This is a genomic window from Luteolibacter algae, from assembly GCF_042683045.1.
Classification (GTDB): Bacteria; Verrucomicrobiota; Verrucomicrobiia; order Verrucomicrobiales; family Akkermansiaceae; genus Luteolibacter; species Luteolibacter algae.
Genome location: NZ_JBHUIT010000034.1, coordinates 209,229 through 221,488 on the forward strand (window position 1 = coordinate 209,229; position 12,260 = coordinate 221,488).

General features: G+C 50.4%; 10 protein-coding genes. 3 read left to right on the forward strand and 7 right to left on the reverse strand.

The window, feature by feature from the left end; all coding sequences use genetic code 11:
• Nucleotides 1-654 (reverse strand): RNA polymerase sigma factor, encoded by a 654-nt coding sequence (locus tag ACFSSA_RS15400; protein WP_386821521.1) that lies wholly within the window; start codon nucleotides 652-654, stop codon nucleotides 1-3.
• A gap of 77 nt (nucleotides 655-731) precedes the next feature.
• The gene (locus ACFSSA_RS15405) at nucleotides 732-1,745 is read right to left on the reverse strand and encodes an N-acetylmuramoyl-L-alanine amidase-like domain-containing protein (RefSeq protein WP_386821522.1); all 1,014 of its coding nucleotides are present in this window, start codon (nucleotides 1,743-1,745) and stop codon (nucleotides 732-734) included.
• Between the two features lie 193 nt (nucleotides 1,746-1,938).
• On the opposite strand from ACFSSA_RS15405, the gene ACFSSA_RS15410 reads away from it, so the two are divergent.
• A complete protein-coding gene (locus ACFSSA_RS15410) occupies nucleotides 1,939-2,949 on the forward strand; it encodes an NADP-dependent oxidoreductase (RefSeq protein ID WP_386821523.1) in 1,011 nt (336 codons plus the stop codon).
• A 19-nt stretch (nucleotides 2,950-2,968) separates the two neighbouring features.
• Here the strand turns inward: ACFSSA_RS15410 and ACFSSA_RS15415 are convergent, their stop codons facing one another.
• From ACFSSA_RS15415 to ACFSSA_RS15430, 4 genes are all read right to left on the reverse strand, one after another.
• Nucleotides 2,969-4,732: a BatA domain-containing protein gene (locus ACFSSA_RS15415; protein WP_386821524.1), complete on the reverse strand. Its 1,764-nt coding sequence runs from the start codon at nucleotides 4,730-4,732 to the stop codon at nucleotides 2,969-2,971.
• Nucleotides 4,733-4,764: 32 nt separating this feature from the next.
• Nucleotides 4,765-5,364 (reverse strand): HupE/UreJ family protein, encoded by a 600-nt coding sequence (locus ACFSSA_RS15420; protein WP_386821525.1) that lies wholly within the window; start codon nucleotides 5,362-5,364, stop codon nucleotides 4,765-4,767.
• 76 nt (nucleotides 5,365-5,440) lie between these two features.
• Nucleotides 5,441-7,207, reverse strand: coding sequence for a TonB-dependent receptor (locus tag ACFSSA_RS15425; RefSeq protein WP_386821526.1), 1,767 nt, complete (start codon nucleotides 7,205-7,207; stop codon nucleotides 5,441-5,443).
• Nucleotides 7,208-7,246: 39 nt separating this feature from the next.
• Nucleotides 7,247-7,534 carry a hypothetical protein gene (locus ACFSSA_RS15430; protein WP_386821527.1) on the reverse strand — a complete coding sequence of 96 codons (288 nt, stop codon included), beginning with the start codon at nucleotides 7,532-7,534 and terminating at the stop codon, nucleotides 7,247-7,249.
• Nucleotides 7,535-8,429: 895 nt separating this feature from the next.
• On the opposite strand from ACFSSA_RS15430, the gene ACFSSA_RS15435 reads away from it, so the two are divergent.
• Both ACFSSA_RS15435 and ACFSSA_RS15440 read left to right on the forward strand, forming a co-directional pair.
• A complete protein-coding gene (locus tag ACFSSA_RS15435; protein ID WP_386821528.1) occupies nucleotides 8,430-9,929 on the forward strand; it encodes a S10 family peptidase in 1,500 nt (499 codons plus the stop codon).
• 118 nt (nucleotides 9,930-10,047) lie between these two features.
• On the forward strand, nucleotides 10,048-11,238 hold the full coding sequence (locus tag ACFSSA_RS15440) for an alginate export family protein (RefSeq protein ID WP_386821529.1): 1,191 nt from the start codon (nucleotides 10,048-10,050) through the stop codon (nucleotides 11,236-11,238).
• Nucleotides 11,239-11,305: 67 nt separating this feature from the next.
• Here ACFSSA_RS15440 and ACFSSA_RS15445 read toward each other — a convergent pair whose 3' ends face one another.
• On the reverse strand, nucleotides 11,306-12,214 hold the full coding sequence (locus ACFSSA_RS15445) for a LysR family transcriptional regulator (protein WP_386821530.1): 909 nt from the start codon (nucleotides 12,212-12,214) through the stop codon (nucleotides 11,306-11,308).
• Between the last annotated feature and the right edge of the window lie 46 nt (nucleotides 12,215-12,260).

Genomic DNA, 12,260 nt, shown 5'->3' on the forward strand with positions numbered 1-12,260 from the left:
CTACTTTTCCATATAATCCGCCAGAGTCTCCCGCAAGGTTGTGCGGGCCCGGAATAGCAGGCTTTTGACAGCGGGCACGGTTGCTCCAAGAACTTGTGCAATCTCCTCATAGGGAAGATTCTCATAGCGCCGGAGAATAACTGCCATGCGCTGGTTTTCGGGAAGATTTTGTATCGCGGTATCGATTGCCAGGCGTAGCTCGGCATTGAGGAGTGTGGAGTCCGGCTGAGCTGAGGAATCGGCCGGGTGCTGAAGATGGTAATCCTCTTCGCGCTGGTCGCTGGATACTGTTTTTTTGCGGGATCTACGGCGGGACTCGTTGTAGACGAGGTTTCTGACAATCGTGTAGAGATAAGTCGTGAATTTATTGTCCGGCTTATACCGTTTCGCGTGTTTCCAGACCCGGATGAAAACTTGTTGCGCAATATCTTCCGAGTCATTTGCGTTGCCCAGCATTTTTGAGACCGTGCCCACCACCGCATTTTGATGGCGTTCTACCAGCTGACGAAACGCCCGATGATCTCCGGTGGTGATTGCCGCCATAAGTTGGTGATCGATTGCCGTATCGGCATCGATCTGAGAGTGCGCTTGGGTTTCCTCCGTCACGTAGCTAAAATGTGGGTTTCCGCTGAGAACCATGTGTTTGATCAACACCGGATCCGAGCAATTGTTGCGGAGAGAGACTAAGTTTTCTCCTGTTATTTGTATGACTGGAATCCGAGGCGTTCAATTCACCTGCCGACGACATTTTTCTGCCATAGAGGGGAGGGGGGGACGTCGAATGGACGGCAAATTACAATTCCTGAATGTTTTGAGGAGCCGGCCAGATAATCGGTGATCGGGCGATCGATGATTGTCATCCGTCCCTTGTCGCGGTCAGAAGTTGCGTGGCAGAAATAAGCGCGGCCCTTGATCCTCATAATCAGCCCGACATGGGAGGTGTATCCATCTTTCCAAGTGGTCGTGATCGCGCAGATATCTCCATTCTGAAGATAATTTTCCGCCGCCCTGACACGATCCTTCGAGATTTCATATACCGGAAGTTTTGACACCTGGGCTTCGATTTTTCCCATAGGCTCGATCAGTGAAGGATTGTTTCTGAGATAGCGGTAGTTCTTCCATTGCACGGTCATCTCCTTGATTTCCCTCCGCATACGGCGTGCGCCGGGAATTCGTGATGTGATGTTCGCCGCGTAGCCGCGCCGCTGATTGTCATGGAAAACTTCTTCCAGATGGTGCAGGCGGGAGAGATAATTTCCGGTGCAGACTCCATCGCGGTAACGCTCGATCTCGACCATCTGCAGCATGTCCTCTGGTTTATATGGGCCGGGCTTGTAAGCGAGCATCCGGGAAATCGCCAACGCATTCTCATAGTATGTCCAGCAATCCATGCCAGTAAGGCTAACCACCGGAGATTCGATTTTATCATCCACTTCCAGACTGTAATTTACGTATGGAACCCCGATCATCTCTCTCGCGATGCGTGCCGTTCTTTCGCCAATCGGAAGCTTTCGCCAACCTTCGCGCTCTGCTTTTGCCACAATTGCGTAAAACTTCGATTCCCCTTTGAAGACCGTGCCAAGCGGCAGGCGTGGTTGACTGGTTGCCGGCACATTTTGCTGCCTTCCGGGTGCTTGCACTTGCAACCGAGTCACTCCATTCATGGTAATGGATTCGATCCTGGGGCCGGCGCAGCCTACGACTCCAAAGGCAAGGAGAACTGGCAAAAGGGCTTTTTTGTTCATGTCATGAGGATAGCTCCAATAGAGGAAATACAAAAGACCGGTTTTAATGGAAAATGACAAGTCGGTGGGGAACGTCCTCCTATGCCATGGGGACGAAAAACGAGCCTGTGCAAGATCTTCCCATTCTGTCGATAATCAGGAAATCAATAATCCTCCGTTTGCCCTTTTACAGGGAGTGTGCAAGTTTGCTGCCATGAGTCATCGGATCTCTCGTCAAATCCAACTAAAGTCCAGACCTGCGGGAATGCCTGAACCGGATAATTTTCAATTTGTGGAAGTTCCATTGCCTGAGCCCGCCGAGGGAGAATTCATCGTTGAAAATAAGTGGATTTCCGTGGATCCATATATGCGTGGCCGTATGAAAGAAGGGGCCAGCTACGTCGAACCATTCGGCATCGGAGAGGCGATGGAAGGCGGCTGCGTGGGAGTGGTCCTGGAGTCCCGAAATGAGAAATTTCCAGTAGGCTGCCACGTTCTGGGAAACTCCGGATGGAGAGATACCTGGATCTCGGATGGAGAGAGGATCGTCCAGGTAGATGCATCATCCACGCCTTTGAGCTGTTTTCTGAGTATTCTCGGAATGACCGGAATGACTGCTTACGCGGGATTACTGGAAATCGGCGAACTTAAGGACGGTGATAATGTCTTCGTATCTGCGGCATCCGGAGCGGTGGGTTCCATTGTCTGTCAAATTGCGAAGCTAAAGGGCTGTCGTGTGGTTGGAAGTGCCGGCTCCCGTGAAAAAATCGAATGGCTGAAGGAGTATGCCGGAGTGGATGAAGCGTTCAATTACCATGATACTTCCGATGTTTCCTCGACGCTGAAAGATCATTTCCCGGATGGAATTGACGTCTATTTTGACAATGTAGGCGGCGATCATTTGGCCGGTGCGATTGATAACATGAGAGATTTTGGACGCATTGTCTGTTGCGGCATGATCTCTGGCTACAACGATGAAAAGCCAAAGCCGGGACCGGCGAATCTTTTCAAGATCATCGGGAAAAGAGTCAAGATGCAGGGTTTCATCGTCCGGGATCACGAGTCACTTCGTGAAAAATTCCTTACTGATATGAATCACTGGATTGACGAGGGTATGATTACCTGGGAAGAGAGCGTAACCGAAGGATTGGAAAACGCGCCCGAGGCTTTCATGGCGCTTTTCAATGGCGATAAGAAAATGGGAAAAGCCTTGGTCAAGCTCTAGGAAGCGACAGCAATCCGACTCAGCTTGCGAGGACATCGGGCTGGCGTAATGAAGTTTTTCTACTGGTAAAAAACCATGCCGTGCACAGAACCGGCAGTAGTAGCAATAGCCAAAGTCTTTTGAATGGGTCAGGGCCTGTGTGGAGTTCGAGCGATGCGGCGGTAGTAATTTCGGAAATTTCCCCGGGAGCGCACGATGTGAGATCGGCCTCGCGGGTATCCGCGAAATGGACTGCAGCCTTGAGCAATGGGTCTCCATTTTGGGATATGGTTAGAAATCCCGGAACCGGGGGTGCGCGGTTTTCTCCGGGTGGGCCAAGCTCTCTCCCTTTCAGATCTGTCGCATTTATTTCCACAGGAGCAGCCTTGATGGTTGCTAAGTTCAGTCTTTGGCCTGTTTCCAGGTTCAGATGCTCTGGAGCAATCTTCTTTGCACGGATGCCTTCGGCAAAACGGTGGAGTAGGACTATGAAAGCAGGTTGTTGAACTGCGTTGGAGAGCCGGAGGTCAAAATTGAAGCACAAGATCTGCCTTCCTGCATTTTCCCTAAGAAAAATCAGCGGACGTTTTTCCTGCCACAGTAGCACTCTGTCTGATGGAAGGCGCGGTAACTCCAGTGTCTCCCGCACCAAAAGTGCCTGCCAGTTCACACCATCCATCAGTGGGTGGGCTTCTGCCAGAATTCCGCCTTTAAGATATTTTCCCTGAGAAGTGGGATCTTCCACAAAGAGGATTGCATTGGTCTCAGGAATCGCGGGATCGAGCGGATCATAGGATGTGATCACAAGATCCGACGAGGTGATGTCGTTGCTGGCCTTGGCGGCATTCAATGAGCGCAGCAGTTTATCCGAAAGCCCTTTGAGACCCGGGGAAACCGCCGTAAATATATCGAGACTCTTTGGCTTCGGAGCGATGAGTGGCAGGGTGTCGTCCAGCGTGAACCCGTCGGGCGTGAGAGAAAGACGAACATCTTGCGCATCGATCGGGAAATCGGCTTGAATGGTCACAAAAGAATTCGGATCGATCTCGAAAGCTCGTGGCTCAGTTCTGCCAGCGGAACTGAGCAATGACCATTTCCGCGAAGCAGGAACTTTATCATAATTGCGAATGATCGCTTGAAAGGTCAGTGCACCCTGTTTCTCCTCGAAGGTAATTCCCGTGAAGCCAACATTGGGGGTCGGTTCTCCAACGGAGATCAGCCGGGCTTCATACGGCAAACCTTCCGACGGGGTATCGGTGAGATAAATAACGGTTCCGTCTCCTGAAACAATCGATCGAGCCAGTCGTAAGGCATAAGATGGATCGATGACTCCGGTATGATGTTCGTAATTTTCCAGAACTCCCAACAAGGCTTCCGGAGAAGATCCTGAGTAAAGTCGGGCCGAGTTCGGAACAGAAGGCAACAGTGTTAACTCCATAGTCGCGGCGATTCCTTGGAGACCGGGGAGTGTTTGCCGGAGTGCATCCACCGCAGCGGATTTGAATACGGACATCGAAGCGGAGGAATCAACTACAATGGCGACTCTATGAACCGAATTCTCTTTCTTGAACCGCGGCTCCACCAGGAACCACGTAAGAAGTAAAATTGCCAGAAGCTGCATCCATAGGGGAACAGAAGGGATAAACCGTTCAAAGCGTCTTCCCGATGTTGCCTCGCGTTGAGTCCGTTCCAACAAAAATAGCGTCGAAACGGGTAGGGTGATCGACTTTCGCTGAAGAAAATGAATCGCAAGGATCACCGGTATGGCGAGCAATGCGAGAAGGCCGTAGGGATTTGCGAACATAGATGAATTTTAGATCAGGAGAGTGTCTGGGACTAAGCGGGCGCGACTGCTTGAACAACCCAATAGATTCCTGAGAGAGCGATTAGACATGAGGCCGGCTTTGCAATAATTCTGCGGTATTTTTCATCGTTGCGCCATGCGGCTGTTAGAAGCCATGCGACTCCGATCACTGCGATCTGGCCGAATTCGATACCCACGTTGAAACTGAAAATAGCGGGTATGAAGTCTTTCCCGTCAGGACGGAAATGACTGAAAGAATGCGCAAAACCCAAACCGTGAACCAGCCCCGAGCCAAATACCATCCATGATCTTCCTGAACTAAGGGAATCCTTCCAAAGGTTTTCCAGAGCAACGTAGCTAATGCTCAGCGCGATGGCCGTCTCTACAAAAATTTCTGGTAAAGCGAGGATACCATAGAGAGAAAGCCCTAGAGTCAGAGAGTGGGCGAGGGTGAAGAGCGTCAGCTGGATGAGAAGATCACCGGCTTTTTTCGTAAGGAAGAACAGCGCTAAGAGAAATAGAATGTGATCCGGTCCTTCGGGAAAAATGTGTCTGAATCCTGACGCAAAATACGCAGGAATTATCGCTCCGGCAGAAGCGAAGATCAGGATTAACAGCGCGATTCGATTCATTTCTCCGGATTTGATAACTGAGATGCCAGCTGCTGTGAAGCTAACAAAATCCACAGCAGCTGGCCCAGACGATCGGCTAGAAGTGTTTCGTCAAATAGATCCGGAAGGTCCGGGGCTCTGCTGGATGGAGATGGATATCGTCCACACCACCTGGAGCTTCACTGGGTAGTCTAGAGGTGTAGAAGTATTCGATATCATTGTCCTCGCGGCCTAGAATATTCAGCACATCAACCGCCAGCTCCCAATCGTTTTTGCGATATCCGACGCGGCCGTTAATCTGCCAGCTGGAGCGCGAATCCACGCTGCCGTCTTCAATCAGCGGACGTGGGCTGAAATAACGCGAGCGCAAACTTCCGAACGCACCTTCGCTTTTTCCAACGGTTATTCCGGTATTCATGGTAATAGGGACTGCTCCGGGAATTTCATCGTCAGAGCCTACATCCAACAATCTGCCTTTGCTGAGAGTTAGTTCATTGTCAAAGCTCAGCCAGTCGGTTGGTTTCCAGTAGAGCGCCCACTCGACACCATATCTCTCGGTAGCCGGGCCCGCCTCCGATGTCCCTGCGTCCCCGACATACAAAAGCTCGGAATCACTATGGAGATAGAAAAACGAGACCGTGCTGACGATGTCATCGAAACGCTCCGTTCGGGCCCCCAGCTCGAATCCATAGGTCCGCACCAGAGGATCCACAGAATCGGTGGGCAGCCCCGTCATCGGATCGATTGTTATACTGGTTCCACGGGCATCGTTTGAGTGGAAGCCGGTGCCGGCACTGGCGTAGACTTCCGTATCTTGCCATGGCCCAAAGATGAGGTTCAGCTTGGGACTGATGATTCCATCTGTGGTGTCTCCAGAATTGGCAGGATTGTTACTATCTACATCGAAGTAAAATCCGTCCGCCCGTAGCGATGGCTGCACGCGGAACCAATCATTCATCCGATAATCGGCTGTGGCATAGATGCCGAGGGAGCTTTCATATACGTCGTCCACTCTCACGGGGCTGGTGCGAACCGTGCCAGTCGTATTATACAGACCGATTCCATCAAGAATATCGTGACGGGTCTGTAGACCGACAGTTACCGAGTTGCCTTCGGAAAATTCCCACATCCGATTAACTTCTCCACCTAGAAACCAACGCTCATCCTGTTGCTCGAACTGATCGCCGTTTGTCGAATCATTGAGAAAATAAGTGAAGTTGGAAAATAGATCCAAATCATACTTTCCGACATAGAAATCGGCGTGGGTTCTGCCGTTGGATTCGTCACGATTCCATTCTCCCATGAGACTATAACGGCTGGAGTCACCCCGAACCGAGTTATCGTAATTTCCGTAGCGTCCGATGCCACCGCTATCGATTAAACGGCGCGGTATCTGATCGGTGGAATCCCAATCCGCGTCGTAGCCCATTGCTGTAAGACTGAAGCTATCTCTACTACTTTTCCTGAAATATTTCAGGAAACCATTGAGCCTTTCAGAGTTTCCTTCGCGATTCCATGGTCCGTCATAATAGTTGTATTCGAAGGCATAAGTCAGCGAGGAACGGACATCCGGGAGAGCGGGGGACTTCGCATCAAATGAAGCAGGAGCGGCTAAATCAATGGAATCCGCGATCAATCCGCGGAAATAATTGTGCTGCCCGATCCCCACGGTGGCAATGCCCTCCGGAAGTGTATCGAAAAAATTGAATTTTGCGCCACCAGCCGTGCTTAGATCGCCAAGTTGCCCGAAAAACGGGCCTTTCCAGTAATCGACGCTTTCAACGAGTTCCGGAATCACTGGGTTGAGATCCGCATAGCCTTGCCCGTGGGCATGAGTGACGAAATTCACAGGTTGACCGTCCATTGATATGGAAAAATCCGTGCCATGATCCAGGTTGAAGCCTCAAACAAAATATTGGTTCGCTTTACCATCGCCGGAATGCTGGGTGATAATGACCCCGGGCACCACTTCCAAGAGCTCGCCACGCCTTAGGTAAGGCCGTTCCATTAGTTCCCGGTAATTGGTTTGGCCAATCGAGGCGGTGCCAGCTTCTCCAATCAGGCTGCCGTCTTTACCTTTGACGATGAGTGTAGAGAGTTTACCTGAAAATTCCGGGGTTTCCTGGGCTTTTGAGATGGGTGTAAAAAATGTAAGAAATAATAGATAGGGGGATTGTTTTAAATAATTCATAGAGTCGAATGGGTTAGGATAAAAAATCAGATAATTCGTTCGGGAAGAATCGGTCGTCCCAAAGCAGCATGGATCACGAAGCTCAAGCACTGTGCGTGATTGAAAATACGTGATGATCTCGACGTTTCCGCCGTCTGATTTATGCCATTCGTGGTGGCGGTCCCGGAGGCGCGTTTGGCCAAGCCGGGGTCCAGGTCCGGATGTGGTTGGCGGTCAGGCACTCAACGGAAAACGGCGGAAAAAGGTTCGTAGCAAAGAACCAGGATGTGAACGGATCTTTCCGAACATCTTTCTTGTGGAGCGATTTTTTTTGCTCACTTGTTGTGCTGAACTTGTCGGGCGCCGCCAATGTGGCTTTCGTGAAAGAATGTTGAAACGCCTCCGAAAGCCACGCTTCCTGAATCGCATTGGCAAATCCGACATCAGGCGCTTCCGTCAAAACCATCTTTGAAAACAGCGTGATATGCAGCAACACGATCGGGCCTCCCAATAACTGGGCGAGCGCCAAAAGGTATAGAAACCGGAGTTTCTTGCTGCGGAAAGGATTCACAGGTGGAAGCTGGTAAAAGACTCCTCGGAGATCAAGATTTCTCGTGTGCTAAATCCGACCGATCCGACAAACGAAATTCTCACCAATCCCATCTTATTTGGACTTTGCATTACATATATTGTAACAAGTTACGATACCTGATTTTTCAGGAGTGTTTTAAACGAGGATACGTCTTCATGGCGCTAGTTGAGCTGTCTTCTCTGGTTTGGATAGTCCGGTGACAAGGATGCGGCATGAATCGTGACAATTCCCGGCCGGAATCCTCTCGCTGGTTTTTTCGAACTTTCCACACCTCTGGTTCTGGAGAAGATTGCTCGAGGTTTATTTCAACGTGTTTCCACTTTTATGCATCCATTTTACAAATCCCTTCTAGTCGTCGCATTTTTCAGCCAAGCAGTAATTGCTGATGATAAGGCTGGAACCCCGCCAGAGAAGCCCGCCAAAGAAGCCAAGACGGCGAGTCCTGTGACAAAGGATGGAAAAATTGTTATCGCGGGAAACGAGATCAGCTATAAGTCAACGGTTGGAAAGCTGCAGTTGCGTGACGATAAGGGCGATGTCACCGCATCGATGTTCTACACGAGCTATGTGAAAAGCGGCGTGACCGAAGGTTCAAAACGTCCGGTGATGTTTGCCTTCAATGGCGGTCCTGGATCGTCTTCCGTGTGGCTCCATATAGGAATTCTAGGGCCGAAACGTGTTTTTTTTCCAGGCGATGGCACACAGCCGATCGAGCCCCCTGCCCGACTGATCGACAATGATCAGAGCCTCCTGGACGTGTGCGACCTCGTCTTTATTGATCCGGTGTCTACGGGCTATAGCCGCGCTGAGAAAAAGGACAATGAGAAGGACTTCCACAGCTTGCAGTCTGACATCTCTTCCGTCGGTGATTTTATACGCATGTGGGTCACCGAGAACAACCGCTGGGCCTCGCCCAAGTATCTCTGTGGTGAATCCTACGGCGGTATACGTGCTGCTGGATTGGCCGAACATCTGCAGGATCATTACGGGATGAGCCTGAACGGAGTGGTTATGCTATCCACGCTCCTGGACTACCGGACCCTGATTCCATCGCAGGGCAGTCAGTTGTCCGCCCAAGTTTATTTGCCAGCCTTCGCAACAACGGCTCATTTCCATGGAAAGGTTCCCGGTGATCGCAATCAGCTATACAAGGATGCCAGTGAATTTGCGTTTGGCGAATACGGAGTGGCGCTTCAAAAAGGCACCAATATCAGTGCCGGGGAAAAAGCGCGGATCGCCGCAAAATTAGCAGCTTTGACTGGAATTTCCGCAGAGATGTGGGAAAGAAAAAATCTGGAACTAGATCCATCGGAGTTTCGTGCTGAGTTGTTGCGCGACGAGAAGAAAGTGATCGGCCGGTTTGATGGACGCGTTGCCTGGGACTCCACTGCTCCGACATGGAATTACGCGGAATACGATCCATCGTATTCTCTCGCGCTTGGAGCATTTTCCACTGCCATGCTGTCGTATTTGGGTGATGATCTGGGCTGGAAAGAAGATCAGCCTTACGAAATTCTTACTTCCGTGAGTCCGTGGAAATTCAATTCCGATAACCGAATCGTAAATGTTGCGGACAGTCTTGCGACTGCGATGCGGGATAACCCAAGGATGCGGGTGTTGGTCATGGGGGCTTATGCCGATTTAGCGACACCACCTCAGAGTATGGAATACTCGTTGCGCCAGATCGATGGCTTTCCTGATGCTCTGAGAAAAAACATCAGTTTTGAATATTATGAAGCCGGCCACATGTTTTATTTAAATCCCCCGGATCTTGTGAAAGCTCGGAAGGATCTCGTGGAGTTCATCGGCCACCCTCAGCCATGATTCGGCCTCACGCCAATGACGCGTGATCTTCATTCTAGAAACTCATTATAGCGAGGCTTTGGCCGGTAAATCGCTTCAATATGTTAACCTCTTCCGCCGAGAGGAAAATTAATATATCATGAAAAAATTTGCCGTCCTGTCATTGTTTCCCGCATTTGCCATCGCAGGGACTCCGATTGAAGAATCAGCCACTTCAGAATCACCGCCTTGGGCAACTCCGAGTCTGGATATCCGAGCACGATATGAGTTCGGCGACGTAGATGGATTGGATCCATCACATGCTTTTAGTTTTAGAGAGCGTCTGGGTTTGACGAGTCGAAGCTGGAATGGACTGAGTGCTTTCGTCGAGGGCGAGTTCACACAATCCGCGGTTGATGATTATAACGGTGGTGCCCCGGGGGTGGATCCGGGGATCGTGGGAAACAGCGTGATTGCCGACCCGGAAACCAACGAATTAAATCAGGCCTATATTCAGTATCAAGGCTTCGAAACGACTTCCAGAGTTGGAAGACAACGAATCATTTACGACAATGCGGCATTTATAGGAAACGTCGGCTGGCGCCAGAATGAACAAACCTATGATGCGATCTCATTGCGCAATTCTTCAATTAGTGGTCTTACGCTCCAATATGCCTATATCAATCAGGTGAATCGGATCTTTGGATCGGATGCCACCGGGTTCGCAGGAGATGTGGGCAGCAGGATTCATTTGATCAATGCCTCCTATGATAGGGTCGAGGGCTATACTTTAGGCGCATATGCATACCTAATGGACTTCGATGGACCAAATGTATGGGATAATAATACCTATGGGGTTTCCGCGAAAACAAATCTGTTAGGTTTGGATTTATTCGGTGAAATGGCCTTCCAGAACGAAGCTGGGACAAATAGTGATGACGAAAGCAATTACGCCCATCTCTCCGTGGCGAAAAGTATGGAAACCCATACTTTTACTGCCGGTCTGGAGTATCTTTCCTCCGGATTTCGCACACCCCTTGCCACTCTCCATGCATTCAACGGTTATGCGGATGTATTCCTCGGCCAGCGGTTGGCTGGAGCCACCGGTGGCCTCACGGATGCATATCTTAGCCACTCAATGCCTCTGGCATGGGGCGTTAAAATGACCAATACGTTTCACGCTTTTGGTGATAACGGGCTCTCCACCGCGCGCGGTTGGGAGATTGATTCTGTGCTGGCTAAAAAATTCGATGAGCATTTTCTAGCTATCGCAAAACTCGCACATTTTGAAACAGAGAGCGCGATACCTACTACAACGCGGTTTTCGTTGGAGTTGAACTATTCATTTTGAAGAATCTGCGCTTGTTGTCTCAAGCAGCGCCATCCTGTTAAATTCTTGACCGGATGGCGCTTAAAAATCAGCTAGGCATATTTTCAAATGCCATTTCACACAGGCCGATAAATGCTTCCTCCACCAAACTCGGCCGACGCTGAACCGAGTGAAATACCCCCCACTCCCGGTCGATTTGAGGACCTGGGATTTTGATCGCTTTCAGGGTGCCATCCGCAATCTCCTTCGATGCGACCCAGGATGCGACGATCCCGACTCCGGTTCCTAGCTTTGCCATTTCCTTGATTGCCTGCATATCCCCCAGCACCAATGGCTTCTTCATCTTTTCCGACATACTGTCCATCCAGGACTCGATGAGACGGTGCGTTTCGGTAGCCTTCGCATAGATGATAAATTGCTGGGCGGATAAACTGCTTTCCATACTGTCCGCTTGTGCCGCCCAAGGATGAAATGGAGAGATGACAAAGGCCAACCTGTCATTGAACATCGGACGATATCCATCGGTGCTATGATTTTTCGGTTTCAGGCCAACGACAAGATCAAGCTCGCCGATAGCCAGTTTTTCCAATAAAACCGCAGTATCGGCAGCCTCAATGTTGGGCTCGCACCGGGGGAAGCAATCCCGGAACTCGCGGAGCACACTTGGCACAACATAGTGGCAGAGACTATGTGGAGCCCCCACGCGGATACGGGTTTGGCCCCACCTACGGAGACCGTCCAAGTCGCGAGTGGCTTGATCCAGCTCTTGCAGAACTCGTTTACATCGTTTCAGCAAAATATCACCTTCGGAAGTGGTCGCTACACGTTTTCCGGATCTATCCAAAAGTTTGCAGCCCAACTGCTCTTCCAGAGTTCGTAGCGAATGACTCACGGCGGATTGAGTTACGAATAGCTTCCGGGCCGCCAGAGTAAAGCTGCCTTCTTCAGCCACTGCTACCAGTGCTCTCAACTGTCTTAAATCAGGCACCCAATCCATAATTAATAATTTTCATTCGAATACTCCCGGGAAATAAGCACCGCTT

Coding starts and splice junctions, on each gene's coding strand:
- ACFSSA_RS15405 (WP_386821522.1), bottom strand. CDS start 1,745: ATGAACAAAAAAGCCCTTTTGCCAGTTCTCCTTGCCTTTGGAGTCGTA.
- ACFSSA_RS15415 (WP_386821524.1), bottom strand. CDS start 4,732: ATGTTCGCAAATCCCTACGGCCTTCTCGCATTGCTCGCCATACCGGTG.
- ACFSSA_RS15420 (WP_386821525.1), bottom strand. CDS start 5,364: ATGAATCGAATCGCGCTGTTAATCCTGATCTTCGCTTCTGCCGGAGCG.
- ACFSSA_RS15410 (WP_386821523.1), top strand. CDS start 1,939: ATGAGTCATCGGATCTCTCGTCAAATCCAACTAAAGTCCAGACCTGCG.
- ACFSSA_RS15435 (WP_386821528.1), top strand. CDS start 8,430: ATGCATCCATTTTACAAATCCCTTCTAGTCGTCGCATTTTTCAGCCAA.
- ACFSSA_RS15445 (WP_386821530.1), bottom strand. CDS start 12,214: ATGGATTGGGTGCCTGATTTAAGACAGTTGAGAGCACTGGTAGCAGTG.
- ACFSSA_RS15430 (WP_386821527.1), bottom strand. CDS start 7,534: ATGAATTATTTAAAACAATCCCCCTATCTATTATTTCTTACATTTTTT.
- ACFSSA_RS15440 (WP_386821529.1), top strand. CDS start 10,048: ATGAAAAAATTTGCCGTCCTGTCATTGTTTCCCGCATTTGCCATCGCA.
- ACFSSA_RS15425 (WP_386821526.1), bottom strand. CDS start 7,207: ATGGACGGTCAACCTGTGAATTTCGTCACTCATGCCCACGGGCAAGGC.